The organism is Pseudomonas sp. 7-41 (genome assembly GCF_021233075.1).
GTDB classification, from domain to species: domain Bacteria; phylum Pseudomonadota; class Gammaproteobacteria; order Pseudomonadales; family Pseudomonadaceae; genus Aquipseudomonas; species Aquipseudomonas veronii.
In genome coordinates this window covers 6,054,691-6,069,457 of sequence record NZ_CP089551.1, presented here as the reverse complement: position 1 = coordinate 6,069,457, position 14,767 = coordinate 6,054,691, and the positions used below count along the sequence as shown (strand labels likewise).

General features: G+C 61.9%; 15 protein-coding genes. 6 read left to right on the top strand and 9 right to left on the bottom strand.

Annotation, left to right across the window (positions count from 1 at the left end; all coding sequences use genetic code 11):
* The first annotated feature begins 13 nt into the window (after positions 1-13).
* The 4 genes from LQ249_RS27620 to LQ249_RS27605 all read left to right on the top strand — a co-directional run bounded on the left by LQ249_RS27620 (position 14) and on the right by LQ249_RS27605 (position 3,048).
* A complete protein-coding gene (locus tag LQ249_RS27620; RefSeq protein WP_017848340.1) occupies positions 14-289 on the top strand; it encodes a DUF493 domain-containing protein in 276 nt (91 codons plus the stop codon).
* On the top strand, positions 289-936 hold the full coding sequence (gene lipB, locus LQ249_RS27615) for a lipoyl(octanoyl) transferase LipB (protein ID WP_046381930.1): 648 nt from the start codon (positions 289-291) through the stop codon (positions 934-936). The genes LQ249_RS27620 and lipB overlap by 1 nt, the downstream gene beginning before the upstream one ends.
* A gap of 26 nt (positions 937-962) precedes the next feature.
* Complete coding sequence (gene lipA / locus LQ249_RS27610) at positions 963-1,964, top strand: lipoyl synthase (RefSeq protein ID WP_162231495.1); 1,002 nt, start codon at positions 963-965, stop codon at positions 1,962-1,964.
* A gap of 151 nt (positions 1,965-2,115) precedes the next feature.
* Positions 2,116-3,048 carry a S66 peptidase family protein gene (locus LQ249_RS27605; protein WP_057005929.1) on the top strand — a complete coding sequence of 311 codons (933 nt, stop codon included), beginning with the start codon at positions 2,116-2,118 and terminating at the stop codon, positions 3,046-3,048.
* Positions 3,049-3,177: 129 nt separating this feature from the next.
* On the opposite strand, the gene LQ249_RS27600 is transcribed toward LQ249_RS27605, so the two are convergent.
* The 5 genes from LQ249_RS27600 to leuS all read right to left on the bottom strand — a co-directional run bounded on the left by LQ249_RS27600 (position 3,178) and on the right by leuS (position 9,268).
* The gene (locus LQ249_RS27600) at positions 3,178-4,503 is read right to left on the bottom strand and encodes a lytic murein transglycosylase (RefSeq protein ID WP_046381931.1); all 1,326 of its coding nucleotides are present in this window, start codon (positions 4,501-4,503) and stop codon (positions 3,178-3,180) included.
* A 61-nt stretch (positions 4,504-4,564) separates the two neighbouring features.
* Positions 4,565-4,729, bottom strand: a complete 165-nt coding sequence (gene arfA, locus LQ249_RS27595; protein ID WP_003176285.1) for an alternative ribosome rescue factor ArfA — start codon at positions 4,727-4,729, stop codon at positions 4,565-4,567.
* Between the two features lie 160 nt (positions 4,730-4,889).
* Positions 4,890-5,927, bottom strand: a complete 1,038-nt coding sequence (holA, locus tag LQ249_RS27590; protein ID WP_046381932.1) for a DNA polymerase III subunit delta — start codon at positions 5,925-5,927, stop codon at positions 4,890-4,892.
* Between the two features lie 39 nt (positions 5,928-5,966).
* The gene (locus tag LQ249_RS27585) at positions 5,967-6,572 is read right to left on the bottom strand and encodes an LPS-assembly lipoprotein LptE (RefSeq protein ID WP_017848334.1); all 606 of its coding nucleotides are present in this window, start codon (positions 6,570-6,572) and stop codon (positions 5,967-5,969) included.
* An 89-nt stretch (positions 6,573-6,661) separates the two neighbouring features.
* Positions 6,662-9,268 carry a leucine--tRNA ligase gene (leuS, locus tag LQ249_RS27580; protein ID WP_046381933.1) on the bottom strand — a complete coding sequence of 869 codons (2,607 nt, stop codon included), beginning with the start codon at positions 9,266-9,268 and terminating at the stop codon, positions 6,662-6,664.
* A 262-nt stretch (positions 9,269-9,530) separates the two neighbouring features.
* Between leuS and LQ249_RS27575 the strand changes: the two genes are divergently transcribed.
* Together LQ249_RS27575 and LQ249_RS27570 are read left to right on the top strand one after the other, a co-directional pair.
* Positions 9,531-9,848 (top strand): hypothetical protein, encoded by a 318-nt coding sequence (locus tag LQ249_RS27575; RefSeq protein ID WP_046381934.1) that lies wholly within the window; start codon positions 9,531-9,533, stop codon positions 9,846-9,848.
* A gap of 107 nt (positions 9,849-9,955) precedes the next feature.
* Entirely contained in the window at positions 9,956-10,717 is a 762-nt protein-coding gene (locus LQ249_RS27570) for a YdcF family protein (protein ID WP_128191681.1), read from the top strand.
* A gap of 114 nt (positions 10,718-10,831) precedes the next feature.
* Here the strand turns inward: LQ249_RS27570 and lnt are convergent, their stop codons facing one another.
* From lnt to LQ249_RS27550, 4 genes are read right to left on the bottom strand one after another with little or no spacing between them, the layout of a single operon-like run.
* A complete protein-coding gene (gene lnt / locus LQ249_RS27565; protein ID WP_017848329.1) occupies positions 10,832-12,355 on the bottom strand; it encodes an apolipoprotein N-acyltransferase in 1,524 nt (507 codons plus the stop codon).
* Positions 12,356-12,363: 8 nt separating this feature from the next.
* On the bottom strand, positions 12,364-13,203 hold the full coding sequence (locus LQ249_RS27560; protein WP_017848328.1) for an HlyC/CorC family transporter: 840 nt from the start codon (positions 13,201-13,203) through the stop codon (positions 12,364-12,366).
* A 42-nt stretch (positions 13,204-13,245) separates the two neighbouring features.
* The gene (gene ybeY / locus LQ249_RS27555) at positions 13,246-13,704 is read right to left on the bottom strand and encodes an rRNA maturation RNase YbeY (RefSeq protein ID WP_017848327.1); all 459 of its coding nucleotides are present in this window, start codon (positions 13,702-13,704) and stop codon (positions 13,246-13,248) included.
* Positions 13,697-14,698, bottom strand: coding sequence for a PhoH family protein (locus LQ249_RS27550; RefSeq protein ID WP_017848326.1), 1,002 nt, complete (start codon positions 14,696-14,698; stop codon positions 13,697-13,699). The genes ybeY and LQ249_RS27550 overlap by 8 nt, the downstream gene beginning before the upstream one ends.
* Positions 14,699-14,767 lie beyond the last annotated feature (69 nt).

The following is a 14,767-nucleotide window of genomic DNA, read 5'->3' as shown; positions in this document are numbered from 1 at the left end:
AGGCCGTTACGCCATGACCGATAAAGAAGTAAAGGCGCCAAAGATCGAATTCCCGGTGACGGATTATCCCGTCAAGGTGATCAGCGATACCGGTGTGGGCAACAAGGACAAGATTCTCGACATCGTGCGTAAACACGCGACGATCAACGACAACCGTGTGGATGAGCGTTCGAGCACCAACGGTAAGTACACCACGATCCAGTTGCACATCGTTGCGACCGGTCAAGACCAGCTTTACGACATCAACAGCGAACTGCGGGCCACCGGCTTCGTACATATGGTGCTGTGATGCCACAGGTCCTGGGCTTTCGCGAGCTCGGCCGGATGGACTACGAGCCCGTCTGGCACGCGATGCAGCGCTTCACCAACGAGCGCGGCACCTCGGCACCCGATGAGATCTGGCTGGTGGAACACCCGCCGGTGTTCACCCAGGGCCAGGCCGGCAAGGCCGAGCATCTGCTACTTCCGGGTGATATTCCGGTGGTGCAGGTCGACCGAGGGGGTCAAGTGACTTACCATGGGCCCGGTCAACTGGTGGCGTATCTGCTGCTGGATGTGCGCAAGCTGGGGTTTGGCGTGCGCGACCTGGTGAACCGTATGGAGGCTTGCCTGATCGAGCTGTTGGCCAGTTACGGCGTGAGCGCCGTGGCCAAGCCCGATGCACCCGGTGTGTATGTGGATGGTGCGAAAATCGCTTCCCTGGGGCTGCGCATTCGCCACGGTTGTTCGTTTCATGGTCTGGCGTTGAACGTGGACATGGACCTGGCGCCGTTCCGGCGCATCAACCCGTGCGGTTATGCCGGGTTGGCGATGACCCAGTTGAGCGACCACGCCACACCGATTAAATTTGCCGAGGTAAGTGCCCGGCTGCGTGCGCAGCTCGTCAAACACCTCGACTATGCTGAGCAGACGACCCTTACGGGCGGAATCGACTGATTATGACTACTGATGCAGTGCAAACCATGATCCCGACGCTGGACGTCACCGAACGTCCGGCCCAGGCCCCGCGTGCCAAGGTGGAAGCCGGCGTCAAGCTGCGCGGCGCCGAGAAGGTTGCACGCATCCCGGTCAAGATCATCCCGACCACCGAACTGCCGAAAAAACCTGACTGGATTCGCGTGCGTATCCCGGTCTCGCCGGAAGTCGACCGTATCAAGGCGTTGCTGCGCAAGCACAAGCTGCACAGCGTGTGCGAAGAAGCGTCCTGCCCGAACCTGGGCGAATGCTTCTCCGGCGGCACTGCCACGTTCATGATCATGGGTGACATCTGCACCCGTCGCTGCCCGTTCTGCGACGTCGGCCACGGCCGGCCGAAGCCACTGGACGTCAACGAGCCGGAAAGCCTGGCCATCGCCATCGCCGACCTGAAACTCAAGTACGTGGTAATCACTTCTGTCGACCGCGACGACCTGCGTGACGGCGGTGCCCAGCACTTTGCCGACTGCATCCGCGAAATCCGCAAGCTGTCGCCGGACGTGATGCTCGAAACCCTGGTGCCGGACTACCGTGGCCGCATGGACGTCGCGCTGGAAATCACCGCCGCCGAGCCGCCGGATGTGTTCAACCACAACCTGGAAACCGTGCCACGCCTGTACAAGGCGGCGCGTCCAGGTTCGGACTACCAGTGGTCGCTGACCCTGCTGCAGAAATTCAAGCAGATGATGCCGCACATCCCGACCAAATCCGGCCTGATGCTCGGCCTGGGCGAAACCGACGAGGAAGTGATCGAAGTCATGCAGCGCATGCGCGAACACGACATCGACATGCTGACCCTCGGCCAATACCTGCAACCATCGCGCAGCCACTTGCCGGTACAGCGTTTTGTTCACCCGGACACCTTCGCCTGGTTCGCCGAGGAAGGTTACAAGATGGGCTTCAAGAACGTCGCGTCGGGCCCGCTGGTACGTTCCTCGTACCACGCCGATGAGCAGGCCAAGCTGGTCAAGGCTAGCCTGATTTCGTAATACAGATCTGCGCAACACCGCAGATCCAATGTGGGAGGGGGCTTGCCCCCGATGGCAGTGTGTCAGTCGCTACAGGTACTGGCTGATTCAGTGCTATCGGGGGCAAGCCCCCTCCCACATTTCGTTCCGCGTCATATAGGGAGAATCAGGGATGACCAGTCGACTAGCCGCCGCCGTACCTGCATTGCGTTCTGAAGCCACCATCGGCCTGATCGCACCCGCCGGCCCTGCCGCGCTGGACGTGGAAAAAGCCGGGCAGTGGATGCGCGCCCGTGGCTATGAGCTACGCATCTTCCCCGGAGTATATGAACGCGACGGCTACCTGGCCGGCAGCGATGACGTGCGCTTGCGCGACCTGCACGCCGCCTTCGCCAACCCTGATATCGATGCGATCTTCTGCCTGCGCGGCGGCTACGGCACGCCCCGCCTGCTGGACCGCCTGGACTTCGACCTGCTGCGCGCCAACCCCAAGCCTTTCGTGGGTTACAGTGATATCACTGCGTTGCACCTGGCAATCAACCGCTATGCCGGTTTTGTGACCTTCCACGGCCCGATGCTGAATGCCGACCTGCTCGGCGACAAGCAGCCCCCCACCGAGTCGTCGTTGTTCAACATGCTGCGTGGCCAGGTGGGTGCAGGCAGCGTGCTGGCGCACCCGGTGGCCTACCCATTGACCACGATCGAGCCCGGTATCGCCTGTGGGCGCTTGCTCGGCGGCAACCTGTCGATGATCGCGGCCATGATGGGGACGTCCTACGAAATCGATGCCGAGGGCATCATCCTGTTTATCGAAGACGTCAACGAGCCGATCTACCGCATCGACCGCTTGCTGACGCATCTGCGCCTGACCGGCAAGCTGGCTCAGGTAGCGGGTGTGTTGGTGGGGGACGTGGCGGGGGTGGATAGCACCGCGCTGGAGCGGCTGCTGAAGCAGACCTTCGAACCGCTGTGCATTCCGGTGCTGTCTGGCTGGCGCAGTGGGCATTGCGATCCGAACGTGACGCTGCCGATGGGCGCGCGGGTGCGGTTGGATGCGGGGGAGCAGCGGGTGGTGTTGGAGCAGGATGTGGTGTTCAACCGCTGAATCTGTCGTCTGCTAAACCGCTATCGGGAGCAAGCTCCCTCCCACATTTTGACCGCATTTCAAAGGATGTACGCGGTCAAAATGTGGGAGGGGGCTTGCCCCCGATAGCGGTAGTCGCCATAAGCCGATCTAACGGTTCTGCAACGACTCCAGCAACTTCACCGTCGGATAACCATCCGCCGGCCAGCCCAGTGACTGTTGCGCCGCACGGATCGCCTTGCGCGTGTTGGCGCCGATAATCCCGTCCGGGTTGCCCGCGTCATAGCCATTGCTGCTGAGTACGGTCTGCAGGTCGATGCGCTGGGAACGACTCAGCGGCAGTTCATCTTTCGGCCAATCGCCACGAATCACACCACTTCCGCCGAACCGTTCCGACAGCAGGCCCACGGCCAGTGCGTAGGACGACGAGTTGTTGTACTTGAGGATTGCGCGGAAGTTATCCAGCACCAGGAACGCCGGGCCACGGTAACCCGCTGGCAGCAGCAGGGCGGCGGAGAGCTGGTCGACGTTAGGCGGCATGCTCGCTCCCGGTGGCAGCTGGATGCCCAGCTTCAGCCAGTCGGCGACGGTCTTGCGCACGCCACCGTCGGCCAGGGTGTAATCGAAGTTGGCCGGCAGTTGTTTGACTTCGAAACCCCACGGCTGGCCTTTCTGCCAGCCGGAGCTTTGCAGGTAATGCGCAGTGGAGGCGAGGGCGTCGGCCGGGCTGTTCCAGATGTCGCGGCGACCGTCGCCGTCGAAGTCCACGGCGTGGGTGTTGTAGGTGGTCGGGATGAACTGGGTCTGGCCCATGGCGCCGGCCCACGAACCGCGCATCTGGTCGGCCTGGATATCGCCGTGCTGGATGATTTGCAGCGCCGCAAGCAATTGCGCCTGGGCAAAGGCCGGGCGCCGGCCTTCGTAGGCCAGGGTCGCGAGGGAACGGATCACCGAGTTATTGCCCTGGAACTGACCGAAGTTACTTTCCATGCCCCACACCGAGACCAGCGCCTGGCGGTCGACGCCATAACGTTGCTCGATGCTTTGCAGGATGTCGGCGTACTTGACCAATAGTGCCTGGCCATTACGCACACGTACTGGCGACAGGGCGCCGTCGAGGTATTCCCACACCGGGCGGGAAAATTCCGGTTGGCTGCGGTCGGCGCGGATCACCGCCATGTCCGGGGTGACGTTGGCGAAGGCGATATCAAACACGGCTGGGGTAATGCCGGCCTTCAAGGCTTGCGCACGGAAACCGGCCTGCCATTCGGCAAAGGTCTGGGTGGGCTGGATGTCCAGGTTATCCACAGCCAGCGGGGCCACGACAGCGGGCGCTACGACCGGTGCGGTCGACAGTGTCGGCAAGGGTTGAGCATCTGCGGCGGTAGGTTTTTCCGCGCAGGCGACAAGCAGAATGAGGCTGGAGGCAGCGATCAATTGGCGAAGGTGCCAACGACGGGAAAGACTAGAGGGCATGCACAGGTCCAGGGATTACAAATCAAGTGCTGACCTTATCATGCCGGAGGGGCGCTTGCCTTCAGGCGGCCAGAAAGTAAGAAGCCTCCCAGCTATTAGACTGGAAGGCTTCGCGGCGGTAGCTGCCTTTGCCCTTGCCGGCGCGTTCCTGACGGCTGCGGAACAGTGGCTGGGCGATGATGGATTTGGCCTTGTTGGGGCCATGCTTAGATGGCTTTTTGCTCATGGTCGTTACTCTCTTCAGGTGGGATGCAGCGGTGCAAATCATCTGCCGAAGTCTGGCCGCTGTAAAGCCCGGCAAGTTTTTTGAAATAAAAATGCAGCCAACATGTGGGAGGGGGCTTGCCCCATTCCACATTGGTTTTGCGGTGTTTTTAAGCGGGGGGTTATTCGGCAGGTAATGTCAGGCGCTGGCCAGACATCAGCAGTGACAAACGGCTCAGGCTCATCCACGGCGAACCCGCTGCCTGGCCCTTGATTTGCGCATCGATGCGCTGGGCTTCGAGCAACAGTTGCGCCCAGCGTTGCGCCGAGTGCCGCTGCAGGGCTTTGCTCATCAGCGGTTTGCGCTTGTCCCAGACCGGCGGTCTGGCTTGGCTGAAGCATTTGTCCAACGGCGTGCCCTGGCTGTATTGCAGCGCAATATTGGCCAGTACCCGCAACTCGCGAGCCAGCGCCCAGAGAATCACCGGCGGTTCCACGCCTTCACCGCGCAACCCTTCGAGCATGCGCAGGGCGTGTGCAGGCTCGCCGTTGAGGATGGCGTCCACCAGCCCGAACACGTCAAAACGCGCGCTGTCAGCCACCGCGCCTTGCACGGTTTCGACGGTGATCTGCCCGTCTTCGGCCATCAGCTTGAGCTTTTCGATCTCTTGGGCGGCGGCAAGCAGGTTGCCTTCGACCCGGGCGGCGATCAGTTCCACGGCGTCCTGCGTGGCCGACAGCCCCGATTGGGACAGGCGCTGACGAATCCACTGCGGCAACTGATTGCTGTCCACCGGCCAGATCTGGATGAACTGGGTCTGTGCCCCTTCCACCAGCGCTTTGCCCCACTTGGTTTTCTGCGCGCTGCCGTCGAGCTTGGGCAGGCTGATCAGCAACACCGTGTCTTCGGCAGGCCGCGAACAGTACTCGATGAAGGCCGCCGCGCCCTTGTCGCCGGGCTTGCCCGACGGCAGGCGCAGTTCCAGCAGGCGTTTTTCGGCAAACAGCGACATGCTCGCGCCGGCTTGCAGCAGCGTGCCCCAGTCGAAACTGGCGTCGGCGCTGAACACCTGGCGTTCGTCGAAGCCTTGCTGGCGCGCGGCGGTGCGAATGGCGTCTGCCGCTTCCTGGCACAGCAACGGGTCATCGCCGCTGACGATATAGACAGGCGCGAGAGCACCTTGCAGGTGTTTGGCGAGTTGGGCGGGGGCGAGTTTCATAGGCGCGATGAACGGGGCGCCTGGGGCGCCCCGTCTGGCTTAGTCTACAGGGACTTCAACAGGCGATTGTTTCGGCGTGTTGTTTTCGTACTCTTGCGCGGCTTTCAGGGCGTCGGCGTCAGCCTTGGCCTTGTTGTCGGCGGTCTGTTGCAGCAGTTCCAGTTTTTCCGGCGTCAGCTGTTGCAGGCGCAGCATCACGCGTTGGACCAGCTCACGACGCATTTCTTTGCGCACCTGGGTCATTTCCGAGTCCGAGCCCACCAGGTTGTTGCCATCGTGGCTCACGACCTTTTGCACTTCGATCTTGTCACCCATCAACGGCAGATGGTCGCGGCCCTGCATTTCAAACGTCAACGAAGTGATCAGCTCGATATCGGACGCACGGCCAGCGCTGGCGTAGCTGAGGTTACGCTGGGTTTCTTTCTCGTCGGCCAGGAACAGCTTGTAGGTCGCGCCGGTGTAGACGTGTACGCCACTGTTTTTCAGGGTGTCGCGCAGTTGCACAACGGTTTCGCCGTAGGCGTTGCGGGCGCTGACGTCCAATTCCTTGATGGTCAGTTCATTGGTGCCGGTACCGCGCAGCTGGAAGCCGCAAGCGCTCAGCAGCACAGCAAGGCCCATCACCAGCAAATTGCGTTTGATCATTTTATTGCTCCCCTTGAAACCATGCGGGCCTTATCGAGGCCCTGAAGGTTTAGTTCGGCGCAGCGCTCAAGCCCTGCGCCCGATCCGATTTAGCTGGCGACGATGTTGACCAGTTTACCCGGCACGACGATCACTTTGCGGATCGTCAGGCCTTCGGTAAAGCGCAGCACGTTCTCGTTGCAGCGCGCGGCCGCTTCGACGTCTTCGCGGCTGGCGCTGGCCGGCATGTCGATCTGGCCACGCAGTTTGCCGTTGACCTGAATTACCAGTTGCAGCGTGTCCTGAACCAGCGCGCTGTCATCCTGCACCGGCCAGCGGGCGTCAATGACGGCTTCGCTGTGGCCCAGGCGGTGCCACAGTTCGTGGCTGATGTGCGGCGTGATCGGGGCCAGCAGCAGGGTGACCGTCTCGAGGCCTTCGTGAACCAGCGCACGCTCCTGTTCGGTGGCTTGCGGGGCTTTTTCCAGCACGTTCATCAGTGTCATCACCTGGGCGATGGCGGTGTTGAACTTGTGGTTCTGGCCCACATCCTGGCTGGCTTGCTTGATGGCCAGGTGGGTGCTGCGGCGAATGGCTTTCTGCTCGTCGCTCAAGGCGGCCACATCCAGCTTGCCCGGCAGGCCCTGGCTGACATGGGCATGGGCCAGGCGCCAGACGCGCTTGAGGAAACGGTGCGAACCTTCGACGCCGGAGTCGGACCATTCGGCGCTCATGTCCGGCGGCGAGGCGAACATCATGAACAGGCGGCAGGTGTCGGCGCCGAACTGGTCGATCATCGACTGTGGGTCGACGCCGTTGTTCTTCGACTTGGCCATCTTCTCGGTGCCACCGATTTCCACCGGCAGGCCGTCGGCGATCAGCTTGGCACTGATGACCTTGGCTTTGCTGTCGCGCTCGAGCTCGACATCCGCCGGGTTGAACCAGGTGTAGCTGCCATTGGCTTCGCGACGGTAATACGTCTCGGCGATCACCATGCCCTGGGTCAGCAGGTTCTTGAACGGCTCGTTGGAACTGACCAGGCCTTCGTCGCGCATCAGCTTGTGGAAGAAGCGCGCGTACAGCAGGTGAAGAATGGCGTGTTCGATACCGCCGATGTACTGATCCACCGGCAACCAGTGGTCGGCCGCCGATTTCTCGACCAGGCCACCCTCGTAGTGCGGCGAGGCATAACGGGCGTAGTACCACGAGGACTCGACGAAAGTGTCCATGGTGTCGGTTTCGCGCTTGGCTGGCTGGCCGCATTTCGGGCAGCTGCACTCGTAGAACTCAGGCATGCGCGCCAAAGGCGAACCGGCGCCGTCCGGCACCACGTCTTCCGGCAGGACCACCGGCAACTGGTCTTCCGGCACCGGCACGTCACCGCAGGTTTCGCAGTGGATGATCGGGATCGGGCAGCCCCAGTAACGCTGGCGGCTGATGCCCCAGTCGCGCAGGCGGAACTGGGTGCGCGAGGCACCGAGGTTTTTCTTGATCAGCGCGACTTCGATGGCGTCGAAGGCGCCGGCGAAGTCCAGGCCGTCGAACTCGCCGGAGTTGATCAGTTCACCGTGCTCGCCGTAGGCGTCTTGCCACGGGGCCGGGTTGGTGTCGCCCGAGCTGGTGCGTACCACGGATTTGATCGGCAGGTTGTACTGGGTGGCGAATTCGAAATCGCGTTCGTCGTGGGCCGGCACAGCCATTACTGCGCCATCGCCGTAGTGCATCAGCACGTAGTTGGCGACCCATACCGGCAATTTTTCGCCGGTCAGCGGGTGCTCGACGAACAGCCCGGTCGGCAGGCCTTTTTTCTCCTGGGTGGCGACGTCGGCTTCCGCCACGCTGCCGCCTTTGCATTCGGCGATGAACGCCTGCAGCTCAGGGTTGTTCTGCGCGGCCTGGCTGGCCAGCGGGTGTTCCGCGGCCACGGCGACGTAAGTCGCGCCCATCAGGGTGTCCGGACGGGTGGTGAAGACTTTGAGGGTGCCCGCTTCGCCGATCGAATCGACGTTGTACGGGAACTGCACTTCCATGCCCTTGGACTTGCCGATCCAGTTGCGTTGCATGGTCTTGACCTGTTCAGGCCAGCCCGGCAGGTCGTCGAGGCTCGACAAGAGTTCATCCGCGTAGGCGGTGATCTTGAAGTAGTACATCGGGATTTCGCGCTTTTCGATCAGCGCGCCGGAACGCCAGCCGCGACCGTCGATCACCTGCTCGTTGGCGAGCACGGTCTGGTCGACCGGGTCCCAGTTCACGGTACCGTTCTTGCGGTAGATCACGCCTTTTTCGAACAGGCGGGTGAACAGCCATTGTTCCCAGCGATAGTAGTCCGGCTTGCAGGTGGTCACTTCGCGGGACCAGTCCACCGCCAGGCCCAGGCTGCGCAGCTGGGTCTTCATGTAGGCGATGTTTTCGTAGGTCCACTTGGCGGGCGCTACGTTGTTCTTCATCGCGGCGTTTTCCGCCGGCATGCCGAAGGCGTCCCAACCCATGGGTTGCAGGACATTCTTGCCTTGCATGCGCTGGTAACGGGAAATCACGTCGCCGATGGTGTAGTTACGCACGTGCCCCATGTGTAGCTTGCCGCTGGGGTAAGGGAACATCGATAGGCAATAGAACGTCTCCTTGCCCGGCTGTTCACTGACTTCAAAGGACTTTTGCTCGTCCCAGAAGGTTTGGGCGGCATTTTCTATTTCACGGGGCTGATATTGTTCGTGCATGGCTACTTTTGAACTGAATAGGGGTGGCCTAATCCTCTTCGGTGCATTGTCCGAGCTGGCCGACACCATAAAGCGCCGCGTCCGTGCCCAAACCCTGCGGGAAGTGGAGTTACAGGAAGCGCCGTAGCATACATGACCCCACTCTATCGAGGGAAACCCTGATTGCGCGGTCGAGGCCGTCTGTCGCGGCGCCGGGCAGGCGCAGCCATGGGGGCTACGCTGTTTATTGGGGAGTGAGTCTTATCTTCAATGAGGTGAGGGGATGGTGGAATCGCAGCGAATGTTATCTAAACCGGATGTGTACCAAGGACTCATCGACCGTTTGGGTCGTGCATTGGATGCAGCAAGTACGGCGGGTCGATTGCGTGATGAGCAGCCCGTCGAGTTGGAACTGCGAGGCTTGAGCCACGCGGAGCTGGAACTGATCAAGGCTTACCTGGCAAGGAACGAGCGTTCGGCTTTTACCGGCGTGGCGAGCACGCCGCCCAACGAGCCCGTGCGGTCGGCCAAGGTGGTGTGGCTCAAGGATGTGTCAGCCGCTCGCGGCCCGGAAAAACATCGGTCCGTGCGGTTCAAGTAATACATGCCCCTTAGTTTCCTGATCATCGCTGACACTGCTTCGTTCTTGTAAAGATTGTCGCTAAACCCCGTTACACCTTAGGCTTCGGGCATCTATGGAGATGCTCGATGCCTATTCGTTATTTCATCAAACAACTGCTGTTGCCGCCCGGCATTCTCTTGCTGTTGCTGGCCCTTGCCTGGTGGTTTCGCCGCAGCCGCCCGCGCCTGGCCGGCTGCTGCTTTGCCCTCGGCCTGGGCGGGATGTGGCTGATGAGCCTGCCGATCATCGTGGAGTGGGGCGCGCGCGCCCTGGAGACGGCGCCGCCGTTGGCCCGGGAGGACTGGTCGAGCCTGGCCCGGCGCGCCGATGCCATTGTGGTGCTGGGTTCGGGGCGCGAGCGTGGCGACCCGGCCTGGGGTTCGGACCAGCCAACCGGCATCGGGCTGGAGCGTCAGCGCTACGCCGCGCGATTGGCCAAGGCCTCCGGGCTGCCGGTGCTGACCAGCGGCGGTTTGCATTATGGCACACCGCCCAGCGAAGCTGAGTTGATGGCGGTGTCGATGCGGGACGACTTCGATGTGGCGGTGCGCTGGAAGGAAGAGCGCAGCCGCACCACCTGGGAAAATGCGCAGATGAGTGCCGAGATTCTGTTGCCCGAGGGGGTCAAGCGCGTCGTGGTGGTGACCCAGGCCTGGCATATGCCGCGTGCGGTCTGGAGCTTTGAAAAAGCCGGTTTCAGCGTGGTGCCGGCGCCGGTCGGCTTCCTCGGCGAGGATAACGCGCGGCCGCTGGGCGGTTGGATGCCGGAGTTCAAGTCGGTGTGGCAGAGCGGGCAGTTGCTCAATGAGGCGGTGGGGCAGGTGGGGTATCGGTTGTTCTACCGATAGCACCGCAAATCAAAATGTGGGAGGGGGCTTGCCCCCGATTGCGGTGTATCAGTATCAAATGTACTGACTGACACACTGCTATCGGGGGCAAGCCCCCTCCCACATTTGATTCTGTTAGACGGTTTTGGACATTCGGCCGGCCAGCAGCGCCCAACCAAACAACACCAGGCACACCACGATCAGCGGCCACGAACGCCATTGCAGGTACGGCGTGAGGTTGTGCATCGGCACCACTTCGCCATAGAGGATGCCGCGCTCGAACTGCGGGATCTGCGCGGTGATCTGCCCATACGGGTTGATCAGCCCGGTCACGCCGTTGTTGGTGGCGCGGATCATCCAGCGACCGGCTTCCAGCGCACGCATCTGCGCCATTTGCAGGTGCTGCAAGGGGCCGATGGAGGTGCCGAACCAGGTGTCGTTGCTGATGGTCAGCAGCAAGTCGCTCTGGGCCGAGAGGCTGGCGGCGAATTCCGGGTAGACCACTTCATAGCAAATGAACGGCGCAATCTGATAGCCCTTGGCCTGTAGCATCGCCTGGTCGGACGGGCCGCGGGCGAAGTCCGACATGGGCAGGTCGAAGAAGGCAATCAAGCCGCGCAGCATGTCCTGCAGCGGCACGTACTCGCCGAAGGGCACCAGCTTCTGCTTGAGGTAGGTGCCGTCACCTTCGCCCACGACGGTGATGCCGTTGTAGTAGCGCTTCTGGTGATGCACTTCCTGGCGAATCGGCACGCCGGTAATCAGCGCGGTGTGCCGTTCGGCGGCGAACTTGCCCATCATCCCGAGGTAGCCCTCGACGGACTCCTTGAGCACCGGCACGGCCGTTTCCGGCCATATCAGCAGGTCGACCCGCTTGGAGCTGAAGCTCATGTCGCGGTACAGCGCCAGTTGTGCATTGAGCTGCTCGGGGTCCCACTTCATGCTTTGTTCGACGTTACCCTGGATCGCCGCCACGCTCAGCGGGTCGCCGGACGGTGAGGTCCAGGCGTGATGCTTGAGGGCCAGGCCGATGGCCCAGGGCGCCACCAGCAGCAACAGGCCAGCGCCGATGAAGGCGTTGCGCTGGGTCGCCAGCAGGCGCGGCAGGTTGCACAGCAGGGCGGCGGTCAAGGCCAGGGCGAAGGAAATCAGCCACATCCCACCCAGCGGCGCGAGGCCGGTGAGGGGGCCGTCAAGTTGGCTGTAACCGGAGTACAACCAGGGAAAACCGGTCAGGAACCAGCCCCGGAACGCTTCCTGGCCGACCCACAGCGCCGCAAACGTCAGGGCATCGGCCAGTGGCGCTTCATTGCGCCGCAGCCAGCGCGCCCACAACCAGGCGGGCAGGGCGAAGAACAAGGCAATGGCGGCGGTGAACGCCAGCATCAGCAAGCCAGCCAGCAACACCGAAGCGCCGCCGAAGTGGTGGATGCTGTAGTAGATCCAGCTGGTGCCGGCGCCAAACAGGCCGAAACCGAAACACCAGCCACGGCCGAGGGCCTGGCGTGGGGACAACTCGCGCAGCCCGATATAGAACAATCCGGCCGCGACCAGCGCAAGCGGCCACAGATCGAATGGCGCCAGCGCCAGGGTGGTGATGGCGCCAGCCACCACGGCCAACAAGTTGCCGGGCCAGCCGGGAGCGATGAAACGGCGCATGTCAGTCCTTAACGGGCAATAGGTGTCAGGCGAATCAGATGAATCCGGCGGCTATCGGCATTCAGGATGCGGAAGCGATAAGCGCCGATCTCGGTGGTCTCGTTACGCTTGGGCAAGTGCCCGAACGCACTCATCACCAGGCCGCCGACGGTGTCGAACTCGTCGTCGGAAAATTCGCTGTCGAAGAACTCGTTGAAGTTCTCGATCGGCGTCAACGCCTTGATCAGGAAGTCACCGCTCGGCAGCGGCTTGATGTAGCTGTCTTCTTCGACGTCGTGCTCGTCTTCGATATCGCCGACGATCTGTTCCAGCACGTCTTCGATGGTCACCAGGCCGGCGACGCCGCCGTATTCGTCAATCACGATGGCCATGTGGTTGTGGTTGGCGCGAAACTCGCGCAGCAGCACATTCAGGCGCTTGGATTCGGGGACGAAGGTGGCCGGACGCAGCAGGTCCTTGATGTTGAAGCTGTCGCCGTTCTCCTTGAGGATCAGCGGCAGCAAGTCCTTGGCCAACAGGACACCCATGACGTCGTCATGGCTTTCGCCGATCACCGGGTAGCGCGAGTGCGCCGAGTCGATCACGGCCGGGAGGAATTCCCGTGGGGTCTGGGGCGCCTTGATGCTGATCATCTGCGAACGCGGGACCATGATGTCCCGAACTTGCAGGTCAGCCACCTGGATGGCGCCTTCGACGATGGCCAGCGCTTCGCTGTCCAGCAACTTGTTCTGATGGGCCTCGCGCAGCAGCTCCAGCAGCTCCTGGCGGTTTTTCGGCTCGTGGGCAAAAGCCTGGGTCAGTTTACCCAGCCATGACTTTTGCCCGTTGCTCGATCGGTCTTCGCTCATAGCGATTACTCTAAATCCTTTGATGTTTCAGTTGAGTGTTGATCAGTTTTCGTCATCTGCATACGGATCAGGGTGACCCAATTCTGCAAGCAACGATCGTTCCAGTGCTTCCATTTCTTCGGCTTCGTCATCGTCTATATGGTCGTAACCCAACAGATGCAAGCAGCCGTGGATGACCAGATGAGCCCAATGGGCTTCAAGGGCCTTGCCTTGTTCCTGCGCCTCACGCTCGACGACTTCGACGCAGATCACCAGGTCGCCCAGCAACGGGATATCCAGCAGTTCGTCGGGTACGTCGGCGGGGAAGGACAGCACGTTGGTCGCGTAATCCTTCTGGCGCCAGGTGTGATTCAGTTCGCGGCCTTCGGGTTCGTCCACCAGGCGGATGGTCAGCTCCGAGTCGGCGGTGCGCTGGCGTAGGGCCAGGGCGCACCATTGACGGAACTGCTCTTCACTGGGGGCGGGCGCGTCGGTTGCCAGTTGCAGGTCAAGCTCAAGCATCGCGGCGGGTGTCCTTGGCCGGGGCGTCGTCGCGGTGCTCGAAGCGCTCGTAGGCTTCGACAATGCGCTGGACCAGCGGGTGGCGGACGACGTCCTTGGGCATGAAGTGCGTGAAGCTGATCCCCGGCACGTCTTTGAGCACCTCGATCACCTGGGCCAGGCCCGACTTGGTGCCCTTGGGCAGGTCGACCTGGGTGACGTCGCCGGTGATCACGGCGGTGGAGCCGAAACCGATACGGGTGAGGAACATTTTCATCTGTTCGACGGTGGTGTTCTGGCTTTCGTCGAGAATGATGAAGCTGTTGTTCAGCGTCCGGCCGCGCATGTAGGCCAGCGGGGCGATCTCGATCACCTGGCGCTCGATGAGCTTGGCCACGTATTCAAAGCCGAGCATCTCGTAGAGCGCGTCGTAGAGCGGGCGCAGGTACGGGTCGATTTTCTGTGCCAGGTCGCCGGGCAGGAAGCCGAGCTTTTCGCCGGCCTCGACCGCCGGGCGCACCAGCAGGATGCGGCGCACTTGCTCGCGCTCCAGGGCGTCGACGGCACAGGCCACGGCCAGGTAGGTCTTGCCGGTACCGGCGGGGCCGATGCCGAAGTTGATATCGTTACCGAGGATTTCTTTGACGTAGCGCTGCTGATTCAAGCCGCGTGGGCGAATCATGCCCTTTTTGGTGCGCAAGGCCACGCTGGCTTCGGCCACCGGGTTGTTGGCCAGGTCTTCCACGGCCGATTCCTGCAGGTACAGGTGGACCGTTTCCGGCGACAGCTCACTACCCTTGGTTTCGCGGTAGAGGCGGCGGAGCAGGTTTTCTGCAGACGTGGTGTGCTGGGGTTCACCAATCAGCTCGAATTGATTGCCGCGGTTGCGGATCTCGATGCTCAGGCGTTGTTCGATCAGGCGCAGGTGCTCGTCGAACTGTCCGCACAAATTGGCGAAACGGCGAGCCTCAAACGGCTCGAGGAGAAAACGATGGGGTTCGATGGGTGCGTTCAAGGTCGCTTTTAGCCGCCCTTTGGCTGTTGAGGTGAAAGAGAGGATAACGCCACGCGCCAGTGTGCGAAA

Excerpts from the sequence above, each read along its gene's own strand:
- LQ249_RS27620 (WP_017848340.1), top strand. The coding sequence starts at position 14 with ATGACCGATAAAGAAGTAAAGGCGCCAAAGATCGAATTCCCGGTGACG.
- lipB (WP_046381930.1), top strand. The coding sequence starts at position 289 with ATGCCACAGGTCCTGGGCTTTCGCGAGCTCGGCCGGATGGACTACGAG.
- lipA (WP_162231495.1), top strand. The coding sequence starts at position 963 with ATGATCCCGACGCTGGACGTCACCGAACGTCCGGCCCAGGCCCCGCGT.
- LQ249_RS27605 (WP_057005929.1), top strand. The coding sequence starts at position 2,116 with ATGACCAGTCGACTAGCCGCCGCCGTACCTGCATTGCGTTCTGAAGCC.
- LQ249_RS27600 (WP_046381931.1), bottom strand. The coding sequence starts at position 4,503 with ATGCCCTCTAGTCTTTCCCGTCGTTGGCACCTTCGCCAATTGATCGCT.
- arfA (WP_003176285.1), bottom strand. The coding sequence starts at position 4,729 with ATGAGCAAAAAGCCATCTAAGCATGGCCCCAACAAGGCCAAATCCATC.
- holA (WP_046381932.1), bottom strand. The coding sequence starts at position 5,927 with ATGAAACTCGCCCCCGCCCAACTCGCCAAACACCTGCAAGGTGCTCTC.
- LQ249_RS27585 (WP_017848334.1), bottom strand. The coding sequence starts at position 6,572 with ATGATCAAACGCAATTTGCTGGTGATGGGCCTTGCTGTGCTGCTGAGC.
- leuS (WP_046381933.1), bottom strand. The coding sequence starts at position 9,268 with ATGCACGAACAATATCAGCCCCGTGAAATAGAAAATGCCGCCCAAACC.
- LQ249_RS27575 (WP_046381934.1), top strand. The coding sequence starts at position 9,531 with ATGGTGGAATCGCAGCGAATGTTATCTAAACCGGATGTGTACCAAGGA.
- LQ249_RS27570 (WP_128191681.1), top strand. The coding sequence starts at position 9,956 with ATGCCTATTCGTTATTTCATCAAACAACTGCTGTTGCCGCCCGGCATT.
- lnt (WP_017848329.1), bottom strand. The coding sequence starts at position 12,355 with ATGCGCCGTTTCATCGCTCCCGGCTGGCCCGGCAACTTGTTGGCCGTG.
- LQ249_RS27560 (WP_017848328.1), bottom strand. The coding sequence starts at position 13,203 with ATGAGCGAAGACCGATCGAGCAACGGGCAAAAGTCATGGCTGGGTAAA.
- ybeY (WP_017848327.1), bottom strand. The coding sequence starts at position 13,704 with ATGCTTGAGCTTGACCTGCAACTGGCAACCGACGCGCCCGCCCCCAGT.